Genomic DNA, 22,632 nt, shown 5'->3' on the forward strand with positions numbered 1-22,632 from the left:
GCGGTTTCGGTTTTCTCCTGACGCTCGCTCGACTCAGCGGCGCGTTCGACCGACCGGGGAAAAAGAGCGCGTCGCTTCGTCGGGCCGCCGCCTGCCGACCCGACGACTCGACCCTCGGTTCAGTTGTCGATGTCGTCGACGAGTTCGTCCGCGAGCCCGACGTACGTCGCGGGCGTGAGCGCGAGCAGTTCCTCTCGGGTTTCTTCGTCCACGTCGAGGTCCGCAAACAGGTCGTGGAAGTCGTCGAGGGTCACCTCGCGGCCGCGGGTGAGCTCCTTCACCCGCTCGTAGGCCTGCGTGTCGCCCTCGCGGCGGAGAATCGTCTGGACGGCCTCGCCGATGATGGCCGGCGTGTCGTCGAGTTCGTCGCGCATGACCTGCTCGTTCGGGACGACCTTGCCGAGGCCGGTCTGGGTCTTCTTGTAGCCGATGAGACAGTGAGCGAACGCCGCGCCGACGTTGCGCTTGACCGTGGAGTCCGAGAGGTCACGCTGGAGGCGCGAGGTCGTCACGTAGTCGGCGAGGAACGTCAGGTCGGCGTTTGCCTTCGAGAGGTTGCCCTCGGAGTTCTCGAAGTCGATGGGGTTGACCTTGTGCGGCATCGTCGACGAGCCGGTCTCGCCCTCGACGGCCTCCTGTCCGAGGTAGCGGTCGGAGACGTACAGCCACGCGTCGCGGTCGAGGTCGACGAGGACGTTGTTGACGCCGCGGACGGCGTCGAACAGCGCCGCGAGGTCGTCGCAGGGGTTGACTTGCGTGGCGAGCGCGGTGTGTTCGAGGCCGAGCGACTCGACGAACTCGCGGGAGAACGCCCGCCAGTCAACGTCGGGGTAGGCGGCGACGTGGGCCGCGTAGACGCCCGACGCGCCCGCGAGCTTGCCGGCGAGGTCGTCGGTCGCGGCCTCGACGCGGGCGAGCGTCCGACCGAGGCGGGCGGCGTAGACGGCCATCTCCTTGCCGAACGTCGTCGGCGTCGCGGGCTGGCCGTGGGTCCGCGCGAGCATGGGCACGTCGCGGAACTCCCGCGCGAGCGAGACGAGTTCGTCGCGGGTGTCGCGGAGTTCGGGCACGATGACCTCCTCGACCGCGCCTTTCACCATGAGGCGCTGGGCGAGGTTGTTCACGTCCTCGGAGGTGAGGCCGAAGTGAATCCACGGGTGGACCGACTCGTCGGTCTCGGTGCGGATGAAGTACTCGACGGCCTTCACGTCGTGATTCGTCGCCGAGAAGCCCGCCGCGCCCTCGACTTCGAGCCGCTTCACGAGGTCGGCGTCGTCGGCGTCGAACGCCTCGTAGAGCGCGCGGAGGTCGGCGCGCTCGGCCTCGGAGAACGAAAGCGGCGTCGCGTCGAGGCCGGCGAGCGCGAGGAGGTACTCCACTTCGACTTCGACGCGGGCGCGCATGAGCGCGGCCTCGCTCACGTGCGGCGCGAGGGGTGCGGTTCGGGAGGCGTATCGCCCGTCGAGCGGGGACACCGCGTACAGCGGGTCGTGCCGGTCGGCGTCGGTCATGTCTGAGTCGTCACGATGGGGGAGGTTAAACGCCGGGGGTTCGTCGCCGCCGCGGAAGCGACGAGTACGCACGAGTGTGCGTACTCTGCCCCCATCTTCGGTCTCGGTGGGAGAGACATATACACAATCGAGTACACCTCGGCGTCGAGGACCGCAACCACTTTGAGGACCGCGAGTCGCCATCCTCACATGGTCACCATCGCCGGTCTCGCGAGCAACCGTGGACGAAACCTGCGCAACATCTCCGACCGCGCCCCCGGCGGGGCGGAACTCGGCGTCGTCGTCTCGAACCGCGCCGACGCGCCCGTCGTCGATTGGGCTGACGAACACGGCATCCCCAGCGAAGTCGTCGAACGCGGCGACGACGAGGCCCGCGAGTCCCACGAGGAGCGCATCCTCGACGCCCTCGCGGACTACGACTTCGACCTCGTCTGTCTCGACGGCTACATGCGCGTGCTCACCTCGACGTTCCTCGACGCCGCGCCGACGACGCTCAACGTCCACCCATCGCTGCTCCCCGCGTTCCCCGGCATGGACGCCCACGAACAGGTCCTCGACGCCGGCGTCAAGACGACCGGCTGTACGGTTCACGTCGTCAACGAGGAGGTCGACGCCGGTCCCATCGTCACGCAGGAGGCCGTCCCGGTGTACACCGACGACGACGCCGACGACCTCAAATCGCGCGTCCTCTACGACGCCGAGTTCAAGGCCTACCCGCGCGCAGTCCGCTGGTTTGCCGAGGGCCGCGTGACGGTCGAAGACGACTCCGTCACCGTCGAGGGCGACGTCGACGCCGGCCTCCCCGAGCGCCGCGTCATCTCCGAGGACCGCTACGACGAACTCCGGTACGGCGAGAACCCGCATCAGGACGCCGCCGTCTACGTTGACGAGACGTGCGACGAGGCGTCGGTCGTCGGCGCGCCCCAGCTCAACGAGGGTGCGAAGGGGCTGTCGTACAACAACTACAACGACGCCGACGGCGCGCTCAACCTCATCAAGGAGTTCGACGAGCCCGCCGCGGCGGTCATCAAGCACACGAACCCCGCCGGCTGCGCCACCGCCGACACCCTCGCGGAGGCCTACGCCGACGCCCTCGCCACGGACCCCATGAGCGCCTTCGGCGGCATCGTCGCGCTCAACCGCGAGTGCGACGCCGAGACGGCCGAACTCATCATCGACTCGTTCAAGGAAGTCGTCGTCGCGCCCGGCTACACCGACGACGCGCTCGACGTGCTGACCGAGAAGAAGAACCTCCGCGTCCTCGACGTCGGCAGATTACATCTGCCGGGCAGCCAGACGCAGTCTGGCGACGTGGGCGAACTCGGCGAGCGCACCGAGACGTACACCGAAAAGGCGCTCGTCGGCGGGCGACTCGTCCAGGAGCGCGACCTCTGGACGCCGACGCTCGACGACCTCGAAGTCGTCACCGAGACCGAACCCACGGACGAGCAGCTGGAGACGATGCTGTTCGCGTGGAAGGTCCTGAAGCACGTGAAGTCCAACGGGATTCTCTTCGCCAAGGGCACCGAGACGGTCGGCGTCGGCATGGGGCAGGTCTCCCGCGTCGACGCGGTCGAACTCGCCGCCATGAAGGCCGAGGAACACGCCGAGGGCAAGGACGCGCAGGGTGCCGTCATGGCCTCCGACGCGTTCTTCCCGTTCCCGGACGGCGTGGAGAAGGCGGCTGACGCGGGCATCGAGGCGGTCATCCAGCCCGGCGGGTCGGTGAACGACGAGGAGGTCATCGAGGCCTGCGACGAGCGCGGGGTTGCGATGGTCTTCACCGGCCAGCGGTGCTTTAGACACGACTGAGCGAAGCGAGGGAGGGTCTAAAGCTCGGTGCGCGAGCAACGCGAGTGCACCGGTGTTTCCGTCACGATTAGTGACGGAAGTCAGTGAGACTCACTTCGTTCGTCTCACGCGATTTTAGACACGACTGAGCAACGCGATCCTCGCATAACTTCTGACACGATAATCCACCGAGAGATTGATAACCGACTTTCCTGACGTTGGATGTGATGTCATTTGATTGGAGTAAATTCGAGCACGTCACGAAAGTCGACCCGGCAAAACGGCTCCCCGAGTCCATCGATGTCCTCCGCCACACGGACGCCGTTATCGTCGGCGGTTCCGACGGCGTCACGGAGGAGAACTCGCTTGCGGTGTTCGAGCGACTCCGCGCCGAGTTTCCCGACCTTCCGTTAGTTCAGGAACCGTACCGCTCGGCCCACGTTTCGAAGCGAACCGTCGAAGTTGCCGACGCCGTCTTCGTCCCGGCGGTCTACAACGGCGACAAGACGAATTTCGTCGAGAAACACGTCGGTTTCTTCACCGAACTCGCGCGGAAATCAGAGGACGTGACTGGGTCGGGGCTTCCGTTCGTCGGGAGCGTGCTCGCCTCGAAGGGTCGCGAACTCGTCGCCGAACTCGCCAACGGTGTTGTCGGTGAGGGCTACGTCGTCCAGAACCCCGACTCGAAGGTCGCCGGACTGACGAACGTCGAGGAACACTACACCCCCGAACAGGTTGCAGGTGCCGCGCTGGCGACGGAGTCGTTCTACGGCTTCCCGATATTCTACATCGAGTACTCCGGACGCTACGGCGGCCCGGAAGACGTGTCGGCCGCGGCTCCATTTCTCGACGAGACGGCGTTACTCTACGGCGGCGGCATCGGGAGCAGGGCACAGACCGATGAGATACTCGACGCCGGTGCCGACGCCGTCGTGGTGGGAGACTGCTTCCACGAGGATACGGAGCGCTTCTTGGAGACCGTTCCCACGACCTAACACCGACGGTGTCCCTTCAAGTGTCGGCGAGGCGAACACAGAGGTATGTACGAACACATCCTCGTGCCGACCGACGGGAGCGAAGGGACGATGCAGGCAATCGAGCACGCGCTCGAACTCGCGGGGGACGAGTCGACAGTCCACGTGCTGTCGGTCGTCGACCAGCGGGTGTACCTCGCCGCGGGCGGCGACCAGCAGGACGCCGTCATCCAGTCGCTCCGCGACGACGCGGTCGATGCGGTCGAGCGGTGCGCCGAGAAGTGCGAGGGGAAGGCGTCGACGACGACGGCGATTCGAGACGGCGTGCCCCATCGAGTCATCCTCGACTACGCCGACGAACACGGCGCCGACGTGGTCGTGATGGGGACCCACGGGCGGACCGGTCGCGACAAGCTCACGTCGCTCGGGAGCGTCACCGAGCGCGTCATCGAGAACGCGAAGCGCCCGGTGCTCGTCGTCCACATCGACTGAGCGCGGCGCTATCGAGCGGGTATCGGTGCGTCGGCGGCGGCCCCCGTGGGCGACCCCGTCCGGCGTCGTGTCGCAGGAGTGACGTGGAGCGTTAGGCCTAAGCCCACCGTCCGGTTTCTCACGCGTATGGAGTACCACGAGGCGGTGAACTTCCTTTTCGACCTCCGGCGGTTTCAGGTCAAGCCGGGGACCGAGTCGATTCGGCGGTTGCTCTCTCACCTCGGCGACCCCCACGAAGGCGTGTCGTTCGTGCAGGTCGCGGGGTCGAACGGAAAGGGAAGCACCGCCCGGATGGTCGACGCGATGCTGCGCGAGTCGGGCGCGCACGTCGGCCTCTACACCTCGCCGCACTTCGACGACGTGCGGGAGCGAATCCGCGTCGACGGCCGGAAGATTCCGAAGTCCGCGCTGTCGTCGTTCGTGGCCGAAGCCAAGCCGTACCTCGTCGAGCGCGCCGCCGACGGCGAGCCGCTGACCTTCTTCGAGACCGTGACCGCACTCGCGCTGTGGTACTTCGACCGCGCGGGCGTCGACGTGGCGGTGCTCGAAGTCGGGATGGGCGGCGAACTCGACGCGACGAGCGCCGTCGACCCGGTCGCAAGCGCCGTCACCAACGTCTCGCTCGAACACACCGCGGTCCTCGGCGACACGGTCGCGGAAATCGCGAAGACGAAAGCCGCCGTCGCGCCCGCCGACGCGCCGCTCGTGACCGGGACGACCGGCGAGGCGCTGTCGGTCATCCGCGAGGAGGCCGGCGACGTGTTGACCGTCGGGGACGCCGACGCCGACTCGGACGCGGACGTTCGCGTCTCCTACGGCGGCCGCGTCAACCACCAGGAGGCCGCCGTCTCCGTCGAGACCGACGCCGAGACGCTCGACGTTCGCATCCCGCTTTTGGGCGCGTATCAGGCGCGAAACGCCGGCATCGCCGTCTCGCTCGCCCGGCAGGTTCGCCCGGATGTCGACGCGGAGGCGATTCACCGCGGCCTCCGAAACGCCCACTGGCCGGGTCGGTTCGAGGTCATGGGCACGGAGCCGACGGTCGTCCTCGACGGCGCGCACAACCCCGACGCCTGCGCGCAGGTCGCCACCGTCCTCGACGAGTTCGACTACGACGACCTCCACCTCGTCTACGGCGCGATGCACGACAAGGACCACCGCGAGATGGTCGGGGCGCTCCCGGAGGTGGCGTCCGTCGTCACCTGCAAGGCGGACATCTCGCGGGGCGAGGACCCCGAGATACTGTCGTCCGTCTTCGAGCGACTCGACGGCCCCGCAGTCGAGACCGGCGGCGCGGTCGCCGCGGCGCTCGACCGGGCGCGCGCCCGCGCCGACCCCGACGACTGCGTGCTCGTCGTCGGCTCGCTGTACGTCGTCGCCGAGGCGCGGACCACGTGGACGCGGGCGGTCGTCCCGAAGACTCACCGCACACCCGACGACGCCCGACGGACCCTCGACCGCGCGAACGTCGCTGACGCCGCCGAACGGAGCGAACGCGCGAAGCGGGCGGTCAACAGAACGGTCCACACGCGCGTCCAGCGCCGGCAGGCGCGGGTGCTCCGCGAGGAACTGCTGTCCGTCGGCGGCGACTGCGCCGTCTCGGGCCACGAGTTCGGCGGCGAACTCGTCGACGTGGTCCTGACCGGGACGCTCGACCAGTTCGAGCGCCTGACGGCGGCCCTCGAAGACCGACCGTACGCGCTCGCGGGGGTCGCAGCCGAGATTCGCGAGACGCTCGACATCGAGGCGGCTGACGCCGGCGAAGACGACGAGCGTGGCGCGGGCGACGCGAGCGACGCCGGCCACGACGACTACCCGTGGGACGACGGCACGGCCGTCATGGGCATCCTGAACGTGACGCCGAACAGCTTCCACGACGGCGGGGAGTTCTACGACATCGACGACGCCGTCGAGCAGGCGCGGGCGATGGTCGACGCCGGCGTCGACATCATCGACGTGGGCGGCGAGAGCACCCGCCCCGGCGCGGACGAGGTCCCGGTCGACGAGGAGATTCGCCGCGTCGCGCCCGTCATCGAGGCCATTGCCGACCTCGACGTGCTCGTGTCCGTGGACACCCGCAAGGCCGCGGTCGGCGCGGCCGCCCTCGACGCCGGCGCGGACATCCTCAACGACGTGACCGGCCTCGAAGACCCCGAGATGCGCTTCCTCGCGGCCGAGCGCGACGCGCCGGTCATCGTGATGCACAGCATCGACGCCCCGGTCGACCCGTCTCGCGAAGTCGACTACGACGACGTGGTCGAGGACGTCATCGACGAACTGACCGAGCTGGTGTTGCTCGCCGAGAAGGCGGGCATCCCGCGGCGGAACCTCATCGTCGACCCCGGTCTCGGCTTCGGGAAGTCGAAGGCCGAGAACTTCGAACTTCTCGGGCGCACCGACGAGTTCGCCGCGCTCGGCTGTCCGATTCTCGTCGGCCACTCCCACAAGTCGATGTTCTCGCTCGTCGGCGAGGAGCCCGGCGACAACCTCGCGGCGACCGTCGCGGGCACGGCCATCGCCGCCGACCGCGGGGCCGACATCGTCCGCGTCCACGACGTGCCGGAGAACGTCGCGGCCGTGAACGTCGCGCTCGCCTCCCGGGACCCGAGCCGGTTCGAAGCCGACGCCGAGCGCGAAGACTGAGGGACGAGCGCCGGCGCGTCGGGTCGAAACCGACGTTTTTCTGCGCCGAGTGCCTACGCTTTCCTCGTGTGCACACTCATCCTCGCGTGGCAGGTGTTCGAGGACGCGCCGGTCGTCGTCGCCGCCAACCGCGACGAGCAACTCGGTCGGCCCGCCGAACCGCCCCGGCGGTGGGAAAACGGCGACGGCCCCGCAATCGTCGCCCCGCGGGACGCCGAGGCCGGCGGAACGTGGGTCGGCTACAACGACGCCGGCGTCTTCGTCGGCATCACCAACCGCTGGGTCGAGGTCGAGGGCGGCGGCGAACGCTCCCGGGGCCATCTCGTCCGCGACGCGCTCCGCCGCGAGACCGCCGAGGACGCGGCCCGGTTCGTCGAGCACGCGGTCGAGGACCACACGTACGACGGCTTCAACCTCGTCGTCGCCGACGAGAACGCCGCGCTGTTCTTCGAGTGGGACGGCGGCCTGTCGGTGCGGAACGTCGACCCCGGCGTCCGCGTCGTCGTCAACGTCGGCACGCCCGAGTCGTGGTTCGTCCCCGAGCGACGCCCCGAGGTGGGGAAGCGGCAGGCCGACAACGCCCGGCGGCTGGAGGAGGCCCTTCAGCCCGAGCCGAGCGAGTCGGTGGAAGCGTGGTGCGAGCGGGCGAAGGCGGCGCTGGGCGACCACGACTTCGGCGTCTGCGTCCACGACCCGGAGGGTCGGTTCGGCACGCGCTCGTCGTCGGTCATCGCGCTCGGCGAGGCGGAGTTCGCGTACGAATTCGCCGACGGCCCGCCGTGTCAGACCGCCTTCGAACCGGTCGAACGTCAGGATTAAACCGCTCGCACGACGTGTAGATGGTATGAGCGCGAGCGAAGCCGAGCAAGACCTTTCTTCCGACGAGCGCGCGGGACTGGAACTCATCCGCGAGTCGGGCGGCATCCACCAGAGCGACTTCTGGAAAGACCTCGACATCTCCTCCCGGAAGGGGAGCCGCATCGCCGAGGTGCTGGAGTCGCTCGGTCTCATCAAGCGGACCGAGACCGTCTACAACGGCCACACCACCTACTATCTCGAACCCGCCGCGCGCGACCTCGACTTCTCGATGCTGATGGCCGGCGACATGCTCTCGCCGCTCATCGGCGAAGAGGAGATTAACGCCAACAGCAACGCCTTCTCGCAGTGGCTCATGAACCTCGCCTACGAGGAGTACTGAGCCGCCCGGGGTCGCTCTCCGTGGCCCGCTAGACGACCGCGTTTCCGGTTCTGTTTCGGTTTTCGTGTTCTGTTCCCGCCTCGTGTTCCGGCCGTGAGCGACGCCACCGCTCCCCGTCGCGTCCGAGACGCCGGCGCGGTCGCTCACCGGGCGGGAGTCGAAGAAGACCGCGCGGGAACCGGAACCGGGAACGAGAAACGAGAACCGCGGGACGCGGCTTACTCGTCGGACTGTTCGTCGTCGTCCTCGGTCGCCAACAGGTCGTTGGCTTCGAGGTAGTCCTCGATTTCGTCGTTGGATAGCTCGACGAAGCGCTCGGACTCGGCGGAGACGGTCGCCACGTCGACGCCGTCGGGCGCGGTGCCCTCGTCGCTGGTCGAGGCGATGGCCTCCAGCGCGAGTTCGATACCCTCGTCGAGGGTCAGGTCGTCGCGGAAGTTCTCTTCGAGGTGCTCCTGGTGGTCGCCGCGGTCGGCCCCGATGGAGACGGCCTTCCACTCGTAGGGGGTCCCCGAGGGGTCGGTCTCGTAGAGGCGGGGCGTGCCGTTTTCGACGCCGCCGATGAGGAGCGCGACGCCGAAGGGGCGCGCGCCGCCGACCTGCGTGTACTGCTGGATGTGGTCGGTGACTTCCTTGGTCAGCGTCTCGATGCCGATGGGTTCGCCGTAGCGGAGGCGGTTGACCTGCGACTGGCGGCGGGCGAAGTCGATGAGCTGGCGGGCGTCGGCGACGTGGCCGGCGCTCGCGATGCCGATGTGGTCGTCCGCCTTGTGAATCTTCTCGACGCTCGTCGGTTCCATCAGCGGCGAGCGAGAGCGCTTGTCCGCCGCGAGGACGACGCCCTCGGGCGTTCGCACGCCGATGCTCGCGGTGCCGCGCTTGACGGCCTCACGAGCGTATTCGACCTGATAGAGTCGACCATCCGGCGAGAAGATCGTAATCCCGCGGTCGTACGCCTGTTGTTGCGCTTGTCCCTGCATGGAATATCACTCGAAATCGAGTTGCGTCGCGCCCGTGAACCCGTCCGAACCGCGAACGTCGAAGAGGGAGTCGCGGACGACGGCGGTTCGGGAGTCGTTCTCGAACACGACGGTTCTCTCCTCGGAAATTCCGGCCCGGCCGTGTAAATACCTTTCCGAACAGGCACGCACTGTCCCCGAGACGCCTCGCACTCTCACCCCGACCGGGTCGCCGCCGACGGCGTCGATGCAGGCGAGTGCGGCCCGGGCGTCTTCGACGTGGCCGCGCCGGGCGCGGACGACGGTCTCGGCGACGCCGTCGGCGTAGTCGAACCCGAGGACGGTCAGGTCGGCGTCGGCGCTCCCGGCGTCGCCGTAGAGGTTCTGTGCGGCGTACCAGAGTTCGCGCTGGAACGGCCCGCGGGCGAGGTCGGCGTCGGGCCACGTCTCGACCTCGACGGCGAGATATCGTCGTCGCGGCCGGAGGTGTTTGGGCAGGTGTTTCATCGGGTCAGTTCACTCGTCGGCGGTCGGCGCTCGCTCGGCGACGAGGACGCCCACCTGCTCGTGGACCGATTCGACGGCCGTGAGGACGAACCCGGCGTCCGTGAGCGCGTCGGCGAGGAAGCCGACGGTCGCGGGGTCGTCCACTTCGGGCGAGTAGAACGGCTCGTCGGGGTCGGGCGTGCCGAAGAACATCACGTCGCCGAGGACGAACCGCCGCGGTTCGAGGGCGGCGATGACGCCGATGGCCTCGCGTTTCTCCTCGTCGGAGAGGTGGTGCATGGCGAAGTTCGTCACCACGATGTCGATCTGCTCGTCGTCGCCCACGTTCGGGTCTCGGAACCGGCCCTCGTCGAACTCGACGTTCTCGATGCCGACTTCGGCGGCCTTGGTTCGGGCCTGTTCGAGCATCCCCTCGCTGATGTCGCGGCCGACGACGCGCTTCGCGTCGGGGGCGAGCGCGAGGGCGATAGCGCCCGTGCCGGTACCGAGGTCGAGCACCACGTCCTCGGGGGAGGGGTCGGCGTAGTGGACGACGAGCGAGACGCACGCGCGGTACTCGTCGCTGTCTTGGGAGTCGTCGTACTCCGCGGCGATGTGGGAAAAGCGGGCGGCGTGTTCCTCAATCGTCTTCTTCATATCGTCCCCGTTTGACGCCGGGGGCTATGAACGACTCGGACGTGCGCTCGCGGTTGCGCGCCGCGAGGTGACCCCACTCGCGGAGGCCGTCGAGCACCTGCTCGCGGTCGAAGCCGACGACCTCGCCCAGTCCCGCCAACTCGCGGGGGCTCCGCAGTTGGAGATGCGACGACGGGGTCGCGGAGACGACGTAGGGGGCGTCGTAGTACTCGACGAGTTCGCGGAGTTTCCGGAGCGCCGAGATGGCCTGCACGCGGGTTCCCCCGTCGCTTCGGAGCACCGGCCCGAAGTCGAACTCGACGCGGACGCCGTTGTCGCGGGCGGCCTTGGCGAGGACGTGGTTGAAGTTGCCTTCGCCCTCCATGGGCCGCGAGAGCACGTCCACTCGCGGCTGTTCGACGGCGAATCGGTTGAGCGCGTTCGTCCCCCCGCGGACGATGAGCAGTTCGCGCTGCGGGCGGTAGTTGCCGACCGCGCCGCTGGCTCGTTCCGGGTTGGACGCGTCGATTTCGACGGCGTCGACGACGTCCACGTCGATCGCCTCGCGGAGGCGGTCGTAGTCGGGGCGGGCGTCGAGCGCGCGGACGACGACCCCGTCGTAGTCGTACCGACCGGCGGCGACGGCGACGCGACTGACCGTGCTCTCGCCGTCGGGGTGTGCGTAGACCGCCTCGTACATACGCCGACTCAGGTGCGGGTGGGAAAAGGGCGTTGCGTTCCGGAGCGACGGGGCGGCAGAACGGTGGGGCGGTCGGCGCGGCGGGGCGGTCGGCGCGGGTGAGCGAGCGGGTGAACTGGCGAACGCGGGACCGTGCGCTTAGAGGCCGCGGGCGGCGACGAACGACGCGACGAGGAGCGCGGCGACGCCGACGCCCGCGCCGAAGCCGGGGACGTCGATTCCGGACGACGAATCGGCCGTCGTCGCGGTCGACGCGGACGTCGTTTCGGCCGTCGCGGCGTCGCGGATGTCGGGCGTGAGCGTCGAGTTCTCGGGCATATCGTACGTCACGAGCGTGGCGTTCTCCTCGTAGATCGGCTGTTGGTCCCGGCGAACCGAGACCTGCACCGGCCCGCCGCGGAGTTGGGCCATCTCCGAGAGGTCGAACGTTACGTCGAAGCTGCCGTTTTCTCCGACGCGGACGGCCTTCGAGACGAGAAACGGATGGGTATCACCGACGGATTTCACGCGGACGCCGATGAGCGTCCCGGGCGCGAACGGGGTCGTCCCGTGGACGTGCTCGCCGTCGACCGCGTCGAGCGTGAGTTCGTCGCCCGCGTGGTCGATAGCGGTGCCGCTGTCGGCCGCGACGACGCCCGACAGCGACAGCGCGACCACGACAGCGAGGGTGACGATGAGATGTGGAGGGCGCATCGTCCGAAACGTATCGTTCGGATAACAAGTACGTTGTGATTAATCGACACTTAGGCGGCGAGCGCGGCGACCGCGGCGCGGAGTGCGGCGGCCGCGACCCGCACGTCGTCGGTCCGGACGTACTCCCTGTCGGCGTGCGCGACCGCGCCCTCGTCGTCGGCGAGGTGGCCGGGACCGAAGACGACGACGGGCGCGGGAGAGAAGTAGGAGGCCTCGGTCGCGGCGGTGAAGGGCCGAACGTCCGCCCGGCCGCCGGCGTCTCGGGAGGCCGCGGCGAGCGTCGTCACGAGTTCGTGGTCGGGGTCGGTCGCGAACGCTTCGAGGAACGGCGTCGGGCGCTCCGTGAGCGCGAAGTCGATGCTCACGTCGTCGGACACGCCGTCCGACACCGCGGCCCGGAGCGTCGACCGGAGTTCCTCGCGGAAGCCGTCGGCCGTCTCCGGGGGGACGCTCCGGCGGTCGACCACGAGTCGGCAGTCGGCCGGCACCTGATTCGAGTTCGCGCCGCCGTCGACCATCGTGGGCGTCAGCGTCGCCGGCCCGAGTTCGGGGTGGACCTCGCGGTCGTCGTCGAACGACCGGAGGGCGTCGAGCACCGGGGCGAGCGCGTCCACGGCGTTGACGCCCGATTGGGGTTCCGCGGCGTGCGCGGCGACGCCCGACAGCGACACCGTCCCCTCGAACCGGCCTTTCGCGGCCGTACACACGTCGAGGCCGGTCGGCTCACCGACGATGTACATATCGCCGTCGAGGTCGAGGGCGGCCGCGCCCGTCGAGAGGAGTTCCTCGTCGGGCGTGACGGCCAGCGTGACTCGGCTGTCGGGACCGGGGTCGACGGCGAAAAACGCCGCCAGCAGGGCCGCGAGCGGTCCTTTGGCGTCGCAGGAGCCGCGGCCGCGGATGACGCCCTCGTCGCGTTCGTACGGGACGTGCGGCGAGACGGTGTCGATGTGCGTGTTGAGGACGAGGTGCGTCGTCGGCTCCGCCGCTCCCTTCGAGGCGACGGTGTTGCCGGCGTCGTCCACGGTCGGGTCGACGCCCTCGGCTTCGAGCGTCTCGACCAGCAGGTCGCGCATCGCGGCCACGTCGTCGTTCGACGCGACGGGGACGGCCCGTTCGAGGAACACCACGGGGTCGAACCCGTCGGCGTCGCCGCTCATCGCTCGCGGAAGACGATGTCGGCTTCGCCGTCGCCCTCGTAGACGGCCGGGCCGCCGAGGAGCGCCGCGCCCTCGTCGGGGACGGTCACGGAGAGCGCGCCGCCCGGCGGGGTGACGGTCACGGGGTCGTCGCCGGAGACGCGCCCGAGGCGCTTCGCGGCCGCGACGACCGCGACCGCGCCGGTGCCGCAGGACTGCGTCTCGCCCTCGACGCCGCGCTCGAAGGTGCGCTGGCGGAAGCCGCCCTCGCCGTCGGGAGAGGCGAGCGTGACGTTCGCGCCCTCCGGGAACACCGACGCGTGGCGGACCGGCGGCGCGACCGATTCGAGGTCCACGTCGTCCACGTCGTCGACGAAGGCGACCGCGTGGGGGACGCCCGTGTTGACGGCCGTGACCGTCAGGCCTTCGACCTCGGTGTCGACGAGTTCGTCGTCGGCCGCGAGCGGCACGTCGCGGGGCGCAAACGAGGGCGCGCCCATCTCGACGGTCACGTCGGTGCCGTCGAGGCTCGCGCGGCGGGTGCCGGCGGGCGTGTCTATCATGACTTCGTTCGTGCCGGTCCGCTCGGCGGCCCACGCGGCCGCGACGCGAGCGCCGTTGCCGCACATGGCGGCGACGGAGCCGTCGGGCTGGACGAGCGTCATGACGACCCGCGGCGGGTCGTAGCGCGATTCGAGCGCGAGAAACAGGACGCCGTCAGCGCCGCGTCGCTCGCTCTCGCTCAGGGTGATTCCGGCCTCGCGGTCGCAGTGGGTGCGCGCGAAGGCGGGGCGGTCCGGGACCGGGTCGTCTGCGTCGACGACGAAGAAGTCGTTTCCAGTGCCGTGGAACTTTTCGAAGGGAACGGTGTTGAGTACGCTCATGGTTCTGTGTGGGTGCTTGGTCAGTTGGGGATGTGCTCGGATGCGGTTCGTTCGAGTGCGGTGACGTCGTCGAGGGTCTCGCGCCGGCGGGCCAGTCGGGGGCCGTCGGCGTCGAGGACGACTTCCGGGGGGCGCGGACGAGAGTTGTAGGTGCTCGCCATCTCGTAGCCGTACGCCCCCGCGTTGCCGAGCGCGAGACAGTCGCCGCGCTCGGGGTCGGGGAGGTCGCGACCGTCCGCGAACACGTCGCTCGTCTCGCAGACGGGGCCCGCGACGATGGTCGAAACCGGGTCGGCGTCGGGCCGAGAGAGATTCGAAATCGCGTGGTACGCGTCGTACATCGCCGGTCGGAGCAGCGTCGTCATGCCGGCGTCGATGCCGACGACGGTCGTCTCGGGGACCTCCTTCACGGTGTTGACCCGCGAGAGGAGCACGCCGGCGTCGGCGACGACGTAGCGGCCGGGTTCGACTGCGAGTTGTGCGTCCACCTCGCCGAGCGCCTCGCGGGTGGCGTCGGCGACGGCGGCGAGGTCGAGCGGCGGTTCGTCCTCGCGGTAGGGGACGCCGAAGCCGCCGCCCACGTCCACGAATTCGAGGCCGCCGACCTCGCGGGCGAGGTCGCCCATCCGGCGGACCAACTCGCGGTGCGCCGAGAGGTCGTCGCCGGAGATACCGCTTCCCGCGTGGGCGTGGACGCCGACGAGGTCGAACTCCTCGCGCACGTCGGCGGCGAGGTCGGGAACGCGGTCGATGGGGATGCCGAACTTCGCGTGCCCGCCGGTCGTGACCTTCTCGTGGTGGCCCGCGCCGACGCCGGGGTTCGCCCGGAGGCAGAGTCGACCGTCGAAGCCGCGCTCGCGCAGGCGGTCGATGGTGTCGGCCGCGCCGACCGTGACGGTCATCTCGGGGTTCGACTCCCAGCGCGAGACGACGTGGTCGAGGTCGGCGTCCGGCGGGTTGACCGCCGTGTAGCGGACGCGCTCGCCGGGGAAGCCGGCGTCGAGGGCGCGTTCGACCTCGCCCGCGGAGGCGCACTCGGCGTCGACGCCGGCCTCGCGGACGGTTTCGAGCACCGCCCGCCCGGCGTGGGCCTTGACGGCGTAGCTGACGTGCGCTTCGGGGAACGCCTCGCGGAGTCGGAGACAGTTCTCGCGGACGCGACGGAGGTCGGTCACGTACAGCGGCGACCCGAACTCGTCGGCGAGCGACAGCAGGTGCTCGCGGTCCCAGTCCGAGAGCCGCCGGACGGCCGGCCCGCCGCCGCTCATTCGCGCAGCGCCTCCTCCCGACGGGTCGCGTCGAGGGTGTCGTCCTCGATGTCGAGGGCGACGACCGCGGGCTTGTACGCGCCGCCGGCAAAGAGGTCGTGGTCACCGAGCGACGACTCCACGAAGCGCGTGAAGGCGCGGCGGTTCGCGGGCAGGTGGCCGTAGTAAATCTCCTCGTCGACGAGGTCGTAGACGGGTATACGGGGCGTCAGAAGCGTGTTCTCGCCGACGATGGAGTTCTCGCCGACGACGAAGCCGGAGGTGACTCGACAGCCCGCGCCGAGCGCCGCGCCGTCTTCGACGACGACCGGGGCGTCCTCGACGGGTTCGAGCACGCCGCCGATGAGCGTGTTCGCGCCGAGCTTGACGTTCGCGCCGATTTGCGCGCAGGAGCCGACGGTGTCGCAGGAGTCCACGAGCGTGCCGTCGCCGACGTGCGCGCCGACGTTCACGAACGAGGGGCTCATCATGATGCAGTCGGAGCCGAGGTACGCGCCGCGGCGGATGGCGGTCCCGTCCGGGGTGTTGCGCGTGCCGCGGTCGCCGAGGTCCTCGGTGTCGCGCAGGGGGAGCACGTCGTGGTAGCGGACGTCGCCGTACTCGCGGGCGAGCGTCTCGCGCAGGCCGAAGTTGAGCAGGATGCCCCGCTTGACCCACTCGTTGGCCTCCCACGAGGTCACGTCGGAGCCGGTCTTCTCGGCGGCGCGCACCTCGCCCGCCTCGAGGGCGTCGAGGAACGCGTCCAGCGTGTCGAGTTCGTCGACGGTAGCTGATTCGGCGTCGACGTCGCCGTCGTCGTATCGCTGCCACAGGTCTCGTACGTCGGATTCCAGATTCATTCGAGTACCTCGGTGAAGTCGTACCACCCGGCGTCGCGGTCGGCGAGCCACGCCGCGGCGTCGAGTGCGCCAGCGGCGAAGACCCCCCGCGACCCCGCGCGGTGCGTGAGTGAAAGAGACTCGTGATTTCCAGCCAGTAATACTTCGTGCTCACCGGCAATATCCCCCGCCCGGCGAGCGTGGACGCCGACTTCGCCTTCGGACCGGGGCGCGTCGCCCTCGCGGCCGTGGACGCGCTCGGACTCGCCGCGCACGCCGTCGATGTCGTCAGACCGCGTCTGACGGACCGACGAACGTGCTTCGTCGATGTCGTCCAAGAGGGTCAGCGCCGTCCCACTCGGGGCGTCGCGCTTGGCGTTGTGGTGCGTCTCGGTGAGTTCGATGTCGTAGCCGTCGAGGGCCGGAACCGCCTCGCGGACGGCCCGCCGGAGCGCCGCGATGCCGCGCGAGAAGTTCGAGGCGTACAGCACCGGGGCCTCGGACGCGGCCTCGCGGAGCGCGTCGAAGCCGCCCTCGCTCAGTCCGGTCGTGCCGGTGACGAAGGCGACGCCCGCCGCCGCGCAGGCTGACGCGTACTCGATGCAGGACGCCGGGCCGGTGAAGTCCACGACGACGTCGGGGTCGTGCGAGGCGAGCAGGTCCGCGAAGTCGGCCGCGTCTTCGACGGCGACCCCTTCGACTGACTCGCCGGGCGAGCGACTGACCGCGAAGGCGACGGAGAGGTCGTCGCGGTCGGCGGCCGCGGCGAGGACTTCCCCGCCCATGCGGCCGGTCGCGCCGGTGACGCCGATGGAGACCGTCACTCGTCGCTCCCCCCGTCCGGAATCGCCTGCTCCGCTTCGAGGTCAGACAGCAGGCGACGCAGTTCCTCGGTGTTGTCCTCCGTGAGTCGGGTGAGCGGCGGGCGCAGACGCGCCGGGCCGTAACCCCGAATCTCCATGGCTTCCTTGACCGGGATGGGGTTCGTCTCGGAGAACAGGTGACGGTTCAGCGGGGCGAGGTCGTGGTGGATGTCGCGGGCGCGCTCGTAGTCGCCTTGTAGCGCCGAGTGGACCATCGCGCCGACGCGCGCGGGTTCGACGTTCGCCGTGACCGAGATGGCCCCGACGCCGCCGACAGAGAGCGTCGGGAGCGTGAGCGCGTCGTCGCCCGACAGCACCGCGAACTGCTCGTCGCGGGTCCGCTCGACGACCTCCGAAATCTGGCCGAGGTCGCCGCTTGCGGCCTTGTAGCCGGTGATGTTCGGGTGCTCTGCGAGCGTCGCGGCCGTCTCGGGCAGGATGTTGCTCCCGGTGCGGCCGGGGACGTTGTAGACGATTTGCGGCAGGTCGATTTCGTCGGCGATGGTCCGGTAGTGGTCGACGAGTCCGGCCTGCTCGGGCTTGTTGTAGTACGGCGAGATGAGGAGCAGCGCGTCGGCCCCGGCGTCGGCGGAGCGCCGGGAGAGTTCCAGCGCCTCGCGGGTCGAGTTCGACCCGGAGCCGGCGATGACGGGCACCTCCTCGACGGCCTCGACGGCGGCTTCGACGACCTCGACGTGTTCGTCGTGAGTGAGCGTCGCGGACTCGCCGGTCGAGCCGACGGGCACGACGCCGTCGACGCCGGCTTCTTCGAGGCGTCGCACGTCGGCCTGGAACTGTTCGAAGTCGATACTGCCGTCCTCGTGGAACGGCGTGGTCATCGCGGGATAGACGCCGCGGAAGTCGAATGATGTCATGTGTCGTTGGTGGATGTGGTGACGGTCGCGGGAGCGTTGATACGGTCGTGTGACCGGAACGTGCGTCAGCCGAAGGCCGCCCGAGACGGGGTCGCTACTCCCGCAACGAGCGATTCAGTACGCACGTTTTTTCGAAAAAAAAGCGGCACGCGACGCTGTCGAAGGTGTGGTGACCTGCGAGGGCCGCGTCGCGTCGTTCACACCGGATGCAGGTGCTGGAAACGTAATATAACTTGCGTCGTCTGCAGGACCTGCCGGACCCGACGGGCGGGCTGAGGCACGAATCGCGGCGCTCTCCGTCCGGTTTCCGACCGCGACGGTGGACGCCCGTCCGCCGCGCCCCCGTCTCCCCGGACGGTTATTAGCCCGCGCCGCCCAAGCGTCGTACGAATGACTGAGATTCACCCCGACCAACGCGTCGCCATCCTCGCAGACGCGCAGAACCTCTACCACACGGCACAGAGCCTCTACTCGCGGAACATCGACTACTCGTCGCTCCTCCAGAAGGGGACGGCGGGCCGCGCGCTCACCCGCGCCATCGCCTACGTCATCCGGGCGGATTCGCCCGACGAGGTGAGCTTTTTCGATGCACTCGTCGACATCGGTTTCGAGACGAAAATCAAGGATATCAAGACGTTCGGTGACGGCTCGAAGAAGGCCGACTGGGACCTCGGCATCGCGCTCGACGCGGTCAGCCTCGCCGACCACGTGGACACGGTCGTCCTCTGTTCGGGCGACGGCGACTTCGAACGACTCTGTACGCACCTCCGCCACGAGGGCGTCCGCGTCGAGGTGATGGCGTTCAAGGAGTCCACCGCCGAGGAACTCGTCGCGGCGGCGGACACGTTCATCGACCTGTCGGAGCGAAAAGAGACGTTCCTGCTGTAATTCCGCCGACTACTCGAACTGCGGAATCGCCGCGTCGCCGTCGATGTCGGGGCCGGCCGTCCCGGTCGGTCCGTCGGTCCCCGCGTCGTGAGCCTCGAAGAAGGCGACCGCGTAGGTGTACTGGAACGCCGCGAGAATCGTCTGCGTCGCTATCGAGAGGGCGGCGATAGCGGCGATTTCCATCGGCGCGAAGCCGACCCCGGCCTGCGCCGCCGCCGGGTTCGCCGCGTCTTGGACCTGCTGGACGCTCTGGAACGACACAAAGAGGATGACGCCCGTGGCGGGGATGCTGACGACGAGACCGACCACGAACCGGATGACGGAGTAGCCGAGCGTGGGGACGACGTTGTGCCGGACGAGCCGATAGCTCTCGCCGAACGACTCGACGGGGCCCTTGTCGCCGACGACGACCGCGACCGGGTAGAACTGAATGAGGAAGCTGACGACGAGGTACACCAGTCCGAGGAGGCCCAGGACGGCGATGCCGACCAGGAAGCCGCCGCCGAGGGCGAGATTGGAGACGTCGCCACCGCTGGCTGCGAGACCGCCGAGACCGAGCGAGACGGCCACGGCGACCACGATGATGACGAACACGATGCCGAAGGCGAGGACGATGCCGAGTTGGACGAAGTTCGCCAGGAGCACCGAGACGTACTTCTCGCGGCCGACGGCCGTGAGCGTCGACAGCGAGGTCGAGCCACTGCCCCCGCGGCCGACCGCCTCGTCGGCCATGCCGTAGAGACCGGCGGCGACGAACGGCGTGACGAAGAACGTCACCGCCATGAGGATGGTCGGAACGAACGGTATCTGCGCCAACTGCGTGGCGAGTTGCGGGAGCGTGATGAGACCCAAGGCGAGACTGCCGAGGAACAACACCGGGTTCGACCGGATGCCTCGGAGGGCGGTCTGGAGGGAGCTAATCGCAGCCATAGTTCGACCTGTCGATGCGACAATACGTAAAACGGGAGGGTCGAGACGCCGGCGTGGTCGGGGCGCGGCCGGCCCGCGAGTGGGATATCAGGCCGTCGGCGTCGCCAGCCGAGCGACGGTCGCAACCGCGCCGAGCGCCGCGATGGCGGCGAGCACCGTCGGGAGCCGCCAGTCGAGCGCCGTCTGCGTGAGAAGCACGCTGCTCGCGAGCAGCAGCACGGTTCCCACGGCGGCGAGTCGAACGTCCACAGACATACTCTGAGGGCGGTCAGTCCCGTACTTAGGACTTTTCGTCTCGAACGGGCGTGGTAGCTTGGCGCACGCGGTCGGCCGGGACCGCGACCCACTTTAGCCGGCGGGGCGAACGGCGGGGTATGACCGAAGGCCACGCGACCGATTTGGACGACCTCCGGGTCGTTGCCGACTACCAGTTCGGGGCCGGTGCGGGCGACGCGCTGTTCCCGGCCGACGCGGACATCGAACTCTCCCGCTCGCGGAGCGGCCGCCCGCGACAGGTGTACGTCGAGGGCGACCGCGTCACTTCCTACGGCACCGACGGCCGGTTCACCCTCGGCGTCGCCGGCGGTCGCCGCCTCTACGACAGTCTCGACGGCGACGCCTACGTCGTCCGCGTCGGCGACGAGTCGGTTCCGTTCGTCCGCGACGGCAAGAACGCCTTCGCCAAGTTCGTCACCGACGCCGACCCGGCGGTTCGCTCGGGCGACGAGGTGTGCGTCGTCGGCCCCGACGGCGACCTGCTGGGCGTCGGTCGCGCGGAACTCTCCGCGGACGCGATGCTCGATTTCGACGCGGGGATGGCGGTTCGCGTCCGCGAGGGCGCGGACGAAGAGTGAGGTGAAGTCGGGGAACTCGGGCGATACGTCGCTGTTGGGATTCTAGAGAGGTGAGAGAGATGGCGTGCGAGACGTAGAGGGTGAGTTCAGCACGACAAAGAGGCTCTACCCACAGACAACGTTCTAAACCTCTCGTTCAATTGGGTCCGTATCAACTACCGTCTTAGCGTACTGGTTTCGCCCACATCGGTTCAATAATGTTACCTGATTGGGGAGTCGTGATTCTCTATGGCTTCTGGGCGCTACCCTCGTATCACGGTTACAGAAGGCCCCAACCCATCAAGAAACCCTTCCAGCTCAGTATGGAGAAGCTACGCGATTTCTCATCCGATGCACCTGCTCAGATTCGGGGTTCGTTTGAGAATCTTTCCTCTGAAGAGCAAACAGTTGGCTTCGGCTCAATCCAGCCGTACTCCAGTATTTGGAGTGAAGGCCACGGATGGCTCGTTCTCATTCCGAGTGACCGTCAGGTACAGAAACTCGCCTTCGGAACAGACGAACAGATTATTCCGGACCGCCCGGTCGATGGTTGCTGGCAGGCGAATCTTGTTCACTTCGTTCTTCCTGACGTGCTTAGATGGCAGTCACTCGATGCGGGGGAGTGCATTCAGACCGATTATACTGTACTGCATTATCCGGAGCAGGAGATATTGGAGGCCACGATGGACAAGTGGGTGAGCAATCGGCCCGAAGATATGAGCTGTCTTCCCGCAGGTAAACACCGCTTTACCGAATCATTTGCGCCGAAAGTGAGAGCGGAGACGACATGGGAAGAGTTTGAGTGGAGGTATACACTCACGATTGAAGAATAGCTCTCTGTCTACTGATTCGAACGGCCGAAGCCCGGCAAGTTCCCATGACCGACTCGCGGCCGCCAGTCAGCACAGCCTAAACAAACCAGCACCGGACGAGAACTTCGACGGAGTCGGTTTTCAGAGGTACGGCGCGAGTCCGAGCGCGGAGACAAGCGGGACGCCGGCGACGACCGAGCCGACGAGGTAGCCGCCGATTGCGCCGCCGTTGAGAAGCGGCAGGCCGGCGTGCGCCCGGCCCTTCATCACGGCCCACATCAGCCCGCTGAACCCGGCGAAGGTCCCGACCATGGCGAGGAGCGCCGGGAGGTTGAGCGCCGGGAGCGCGCCGAAACCGAGCGACGGGGCTTCGGAGAAGAACGCGCCCGAGGCGACCATCACGGTCGGCATGACCGCGTCGCCGAGACCGATGAAGAAGGCGTCGCGGTCGCCGGGGTCGGAGTCGTCGGCGTCGGCGTCGGCGTCGTCGCGGGCCTCCGCGTCGGTCGCCGCGGTGTCGGCCGTCTCAGCCTCGGTATCGCTCCCGGCCGCGGCCGCCGGTTCGCCCCCGTCGGTCTCGTTCCCGCCGTCGCTGACCTCGTCGGCGTCGCTGGCGAACTCGTCGCCGAGAATCGAGTACGACAGCGTCGTCGGGATGACGAGCACGACCGGGATGCGGAGGTCCATCACGCCCTCCGCGAGGTCGAGCATGTGTTTCGTCTTGTAGACGCTGATGGCGTCGTAGATAGCGAGGACCGAGAGGAGCACGATGGCGGGCAACAGGCCGAAGCTGATGCCGAACAGGGCGGCCGCGCCCGCACCCATGAGTACCCCAGCGGCGTCGATGACGTACCACTCGGGGTAGACGAGCAGCGCGAGCGCGACGGCCGCCGAGAGGCCGACGGCGACGAGCGCGCTGGGAACGAGCGCGGCGAAGACGTACCACGCGAGCAGGCCGCTCGTGAAGACGATGACGAGGCGGATGAGCTGGTCGAGGTCGTACTTGAACGCCGCGAGCATGAACGCGGTCATGGCGATAATCGCGCCGATGTAGAGGAGGCTGTTCGTCGGGTCGGAGGGGTCTTCGACCGTCTGGTACCCCTGTTCGAAGAACGTCGGCACGAGGGCGAGCGCACCCACCTGCACGACGAGGAAGATGAGGGCGGCGAGGGCGACCCCTCGATAGGCGCGGCGTGACATAGAGGGGCGTTCCCACCCGAGGAGTATGGGGGTTGCGCT

General features: G+C 68.6%; 24 protein-coding genes. 9 read left to right on the plus strand and 15 right to left on the minus strand.

Annotation, left to right across the window (positions count from 1 at the left end; all coding sequences use genetic code 11):
- Positions 1-119: 119 nt before the first annotated feature.
- Positions 120-1,511, minus strand: coding sequence for an adenylosuccinate lyase (gene purB, locus E4P24_RS05755; protein WP_115802408.1), 1,392 nt, complete (start codon positions 1,509-1,511; stop codon positions 120-122).
- Between the two features lie 189 nt (positions 1,512-1,700).
- On the opposite strand from purB, the gene purH reads away from it, so the two are divergent.
- The 6 genes from purH to E4P24_RS05785 all read left to right on the plus strand — a co-directional run bounded on the left by purH (position 1,701) and on the right by E4P24_RS05785 (position 8,609).
- Positions 1,701-3,323 (plus strand): bifunctional phosphoribosylaminoimidazolecarboxamide formyltransferase/IMP cyclohydrolase, encoded by a 1,623-nt coding sequence (purH, locus tag E4P24_RS05760; RefSeq protein WP_115860129.1) that lies wholly within the window; start codon positions 1,701-1,703, stop codon positions 3,321-3,323.
- A 206-nt stretch (positions 3,324-3,529) separates the two neighbouring features.
- Positions 3,530-4,297 (plus strand): heptaprenylglyceryl phosphate synthase, encoded by a 768-nt coding sequence (locus E4P24_RS05765; RefSeq protein ID WP_188148228.1) that lies wholly within the window; start codon positions 3,530-3,532, stop codon positions 4,295-4,297.
- Between the two features lie 45 nt (positions 4,298-4,342).
- Positions 4,343-4,768 (plus strand): universal stress protein, encoded by a 426-nt coding sequence (locus E4P24_RS05770; RefSeq protein WP_004043851.1) that lies wholly within the window; start codon positions 4,343-4,345, stop codon positions 4,766-4,768.
- A gap of 126 nt (positions 4,769-4,894) precedes the next feature.
- Positions 4,895-7,411, plus strand: a complete 2,517-nt coding sequence (gene folP, locus E4P24_RS05775) for a dihydropteroate synthase (RefSeq protein ID WP_188148229.1) — start codon at positions 4,895-4,897, stop codon at positions 7,409-7,411.
- 66 nt (positions 7,412-7,477) lie between these two features.
- Positions 7,478-8,230 carry an NRDE family protein gene (locus E4P24_RS05780; protein ID WP_115860125.1) on the plus strand — a complete coding sequence of 251 codons (753 nt, stop codon included), beginning with the start codon at positions 7,478-7,480 and terminating at the stop codon, positions 8,228-8,230.
- 25 nt (positions 8,231-8,255) lie between these two features.
- Positions 8,256-8,609: a MarR family transcriptional regulator gene (locus tag E4P24_RS05785; RefSeq protein WP_115802414.1), complete on the plus strand. Its 354-nt coding sequence runs from the start codon at positions 8,256-8,258 to the stop codon at positions 8,607-8,609.
- Between the two features lie 218 nt (positions 8,610-8,827).
- Here E4P24_RS05785 and psmA read toward each other — a convergent pair whose 3' ends face one another.
- The 11 genes from psmA to dapA form a co-directional block, all read right to left on the minus strand.
- On the minus strand, positions 8,828-9,589 hold the full coding sequence (psmA, locus tag E4P24_RS05790) for an archaeal proteasome endopeptidase complex subunit alpha (protein ID WP_008573654.1): 762 nt from the start codon (positions 9,587-9,589) through the stop codon (positions 8,828-8,830).
- 6 nt (positions 9,590-9,595) lie between these two features.
- On the minus strand, positions 9,596-10,075 hold the full coding sequence (locus tag E4P24_RS05795) for an Rpp14/Pop5 family protein (protein WP_004063947.1): 480 nt from the start codon (positions 10,073-10,075) through the stop codon (positions 9,596-9,598).
- Between the two features lie 9 nt (positions 10,076-10,084).
- Positions 10,085-10,711, minus strand: coding sequence for a class I SAM-dependent methyltransferase (locus tag E4P24_RS05800; protein WP_004063945.1), 627 nt, complete (start codon positions 10,709-10,711; stop codon positions 10,085-10,087).
- Positions 10,695-11,390 carry an RNase P subunit p30 family protein gene (locus tag E4P24_RS05805; protein WP_115802415.1) on the minus strand — a complete coding sequence of 232 codons (696 nt, stop codon included), beginning with the start codon at positions 11,388-11,390 and terminating at the stop codon, positions 10,695-10,697. The genes E4P24_RS05800 and E4P24_RS05805 overlap by 17 nt, the downstream gene beginning before the upstream one ends.
- Positions 11,391-11,528: 138 nt before the next feature.
- Complete coding sequence (locus E4P24_RS19250) at positions 11,529-12,083, minus strand: BGTF surface domain-containing protein (protein WP_115802416.1); 555 nt, start codon at positions 12,081-12,083, stop codon at positions 11,529-11,531.
- A 50-nt stretch (positions 12,084-12,133) separates the two neighbouring features.
- Positions 12,134-13,243, minus strand: a complete 1,110-nt coding sequence (locus tag E4P24_RS05815) for a M20 family metallopeptidase (RefSeq protein WP_188148230.1) — start codon at positions 13,241-13,243, stop codon at positions 12,134-12,136.
- Positions 13,240-14,106, minus strand: a complete 867-nt coding sequence (dapF, locus tag E4P24_RS05820; protein ID WP_004063937.1) for a diaminopimelate epimerase — start codon at positions 14,104-14,106, stop codon at positions 13,240-13,242. The genes E4P24_RS05815 and dapF overlap by 4 nt, the downstream gene beginning before the upstream one ends.
- A 20-nt stretch (positions 14,107-14,126) precedes the next feature.
- A complete protein-coding gene (gene lysA, locus E4P24_RS05825; protein WP_188148231.1) occupies positions 14,127-15,374 on the minus strand; it encodes a diaminopimelate decarboxylase in 1,248 nt (415 codons plus the stop codon).
- Complete coding sequence (locus tag E4P24_RS05830; RefSeq protein WP_004063933.1) at positions 15,371-16,213, minus strand: 2,3,4,5-tetrahydropyridine-2,6-dicarboxylate N-succinyltransferase; 843 nt, start codon at positions 16,211-16,213, stop codon at positions 15,371-15,373. The genes lysA and E4P24_RS05830 overlap by 4 nt, the downstream gene beginning before the upstream one ends.
- Positions 16,210-17,016 (minus strand): 4-hydroxy-tetrahydrodipicolinate reductase, encoded by an 807-nt coding sequence (dapB, locus tag E4P24_RS05835; protein ID WP_188148232.1) that lies wholly within the window; start codon positions 17,014-17,016, stop codon positions 16,210-16,212. Before dapB ends, E4P24_RS05830 begins: the two co-directional genes overlap by 4 nt.
- Positions 17,013-17,930: a 4-hydroxy-tetrahydrodipicolinate synthase gene (dapA, locus tag E4P24_RS05840; RefSeq protein ID WP_115802420.1), complete on the minus strand. Its 918-nt coding sequence runs from the start codon at positions 17,928-17,930 to the stop codon at positions 17,013-17,015. Before dapA ends, dapB begins: the two co-directional genes overlap by 4 nt.
- Before the next feature lie 390 nt (positions 17,931-18,320).
- On the opposite strand from dapA, the gene E4P24_RS05845 reads away from it, so the two are divergent.
- Positions 18,321-18,818, plus strand: coding sequence for an NYN domain-containing protein (locus E4P24_RS05845; RefSeq protein ID WP_004043836.1), 498 nt, complete (start codon positions 18,321-18,323; stop codon positions 18,816-18,818).
- Positions 18,819-18,827: 9 nt separating this feature from the next.
- On the opposite strand, the gene E4P24_RS05850 is transcribed toward E4P24_RS05845, so the two are convergent.
- A complete protein-coding gene (locus E4P24_RS05850; RefSeq protein ID WP_188148233.1) occupies positions 18,828-19,748 on the minus strand; it encodes a hypothetical protein in 921 nt (306 codons plus the stop codon).
- A gap of 87 nt (positions 19,749-19,835) precedes the next feature.
- Positions 19,836-20,003 (minus strand): hypothetical protein, encoded by a 168-nt coding sequence (locus E4P24_RS05855; RefSeq protein WP_013035237.1) that lies wholly within the window; start codon positions 20,001-20,003, stop codon positions 19,836-19,838.
- 119 nt (positions 20,004-20,122) lie between these two features.
- Here E4P24_RS05855 and E4P24_RS05860 point away from each other — a divergent pair, with 119 nt between their 5' ends.
- Positions 20,123-20,602, plus strand: a complete 480-nt coding sequence (locus tag E4P24_RS05860) for a PUA domain-containing protein (RefSeq protein ID WP_004063920.1) — start codon at positions 20,123-20,125, stop codon at positions 20,600-20,602.
- 218 nt (positions 20,603-20,820) lie between these two features.
- Positions 20,821-21,414, plus strand: a complete 594-nt coding sequence (locus E4P24_RS05865) for a hypothetical protein (RefSeq protein WP_223173890.1) — start codon at positions 20,821-20,823, stop codon at positions 21,412-21,414.
- A 120-nt stretch (positions 21,415-21,534) separates the two neighbouring features.
- Here the strand turns inward: E4P24_RS05865 and E4P24_RS05870 are convergent, their stop codons facing one another.
- On the minus strand, positions 21,535-22,593 hold the full coding sequence (locus E4P24_RS05870) for a presenilin family intramembrane aspartyl protease PSH (protein WP_188148234.1): 1,059 nt from the start codon (positions 22,591-22,593) through the stop codon (positions 21,535-21,537).
- Positions 22,594-22,632 lie beyond the last annotated feature (39 nt).

Origin of the sequence: Haloferax sp. AS1 (assembly GCF_014530665.1) — an archaeon.
GTDB lineage: Archaea > Halobacteriota > Halobacteria > Halobacteriales > Haloferacaceae > Haloferax > Haloferax volcanii.

Coding starts and splice junctions, on each gene's coding strand:
- psmA (WP_008573654.1), bottom strand. CDS start 9,589: ATGCAGGGACAAGCGCAACAACAGGCGTACGACCGCGGGATTACGATC.
- E4P24_RS05795 (WP_004063947.1), bottom strand. CDS start 10,075: ATGAAACACCTGCCCAAACACCTCCGGCCGCGACGACGATATCTCGCC.
- folP (WP_188148229.1), top strand. CDS start 4,895: ATGGAGTACCACGAGGCGGTGAACTTCCTTTTCGACCTCCGGCGGTTT.
- E4P24_RS05845 (WP_004043836.1), top strand. CDS start 18,321: ATGACTGAGATTCACCCCGACCAACGCGTCGCCATCCTCGCAGACGCG.
- E4P24_RS05815 (WP_188148230.1), bottom strand. CDS start 13,243: ATGAGCGGCGACGCCGACGGGTTCGACCCCGTGGTGTTCCTCGAACGG.
- E4P24_RS05860 (WP_004063920.1), top strand. CDS start 20,123: ATGACCGAAGGCCACGCGACCGATTTGGACGACCTCCGGGTCGTTGCC.
- E4P24_RS05770 (WP_004043851.1), top strand. CDS start 4,343: ATGTACGAACACATCCTCGTGCCGACCGACGGGAGCGAAGGGACGATG.
- lysA (WP_188148231.1), bottom strand. CDS start 15,374: ATGAGCGGCGGCGGGCCGGCCGTCCGGCGGCTCTCGGACTGGGACCGC.
- purB (WP_115802408.1), bottom strand. CDS start 1,511: ATGACCGACGCCGACCGGCACGACCCGCTGTACGCGGTGTCCCCGCTC.
- E4P24_RS05785 (WP_115802414.1), top strand. CDS start 8,256: ATGAGCGCGAGCGAAGCCGAGCAAGACCTTTCTTCCGACGAGCGCGCG.
- E4P24_RS05855 (WP_013035237.1), bottom strand. CDS start 20,003: ATGTCTGTGGACGTTCGACTCGCCGCCGTGGGAACCGTGCTGCTGCTC.
- purH (WP_115860129.1), top strand. CDS start 1,701: ATGGTCACCATCGCCGGTCTCGCGAGCAACCGTGGACGAAACCTGCGC.
- E4P24_RS19250 (WP_115802416.1), bottom strand. CDS start 12,083: ATGCGCCCTCCACATCTCATCGTCACCCTCGCTGTCGTGGTCGCGCTG.
- E4P24_RS05870 (WP_188148234.1), bottom strand. CDS start 22,593: ATGTCACGCCGCGCCTATCGAGGGGTCGCCCTCGCCGCCCTCATCTTC.
- dapA (WP_115802420.1), bottom strand. CDS start 17,930: ATGACATCATTCGACTTCCGCGGCGTCTATCCCGCGATGACCACGCCG.
- E4P24_RS05800 (WP_004063945.1), bottom strand. CDS start 10,711: ATGAAGAAGACGATTGAGGAACACGCCGCCCGCTTTTCCCACATCGCC.
- E4P24_RS05765 (WP_188148228.1), top strand. CDS start 3,530: ATGTCATTTGATTGGAGTAAATTCGAGCACGTCACGAAAGTCGACCCG.
- E4P24_RS05830 (WP_004063933.1), bottom strand. CDS start 16,213: ATGAATCTGGAATCCGACGTACGAGACCTGTGGCAGCGATACGACGAC.
- E4P24_RS05805 (WP_115802415.1), bottom strand. CDS start 11,390: ATGTACGAGGCGGTCTACGCACACCCCGACGGCGAGAGCACGGTCAGT.
- E4P24_RS05850 (WP_188148233.1), bottom strand. CDS start 19,748: ATGGCTGCGATTAGCTCCCTCCAGACCGCCCTCCGAGGCATCCGGTCG.
- dapF (WP_004063937.1), bottom strand. CDS start 14,106: ATGAGCGTACTCAACACCGTTCCCTTCGAAAAGTTCCACGGCACTGGA.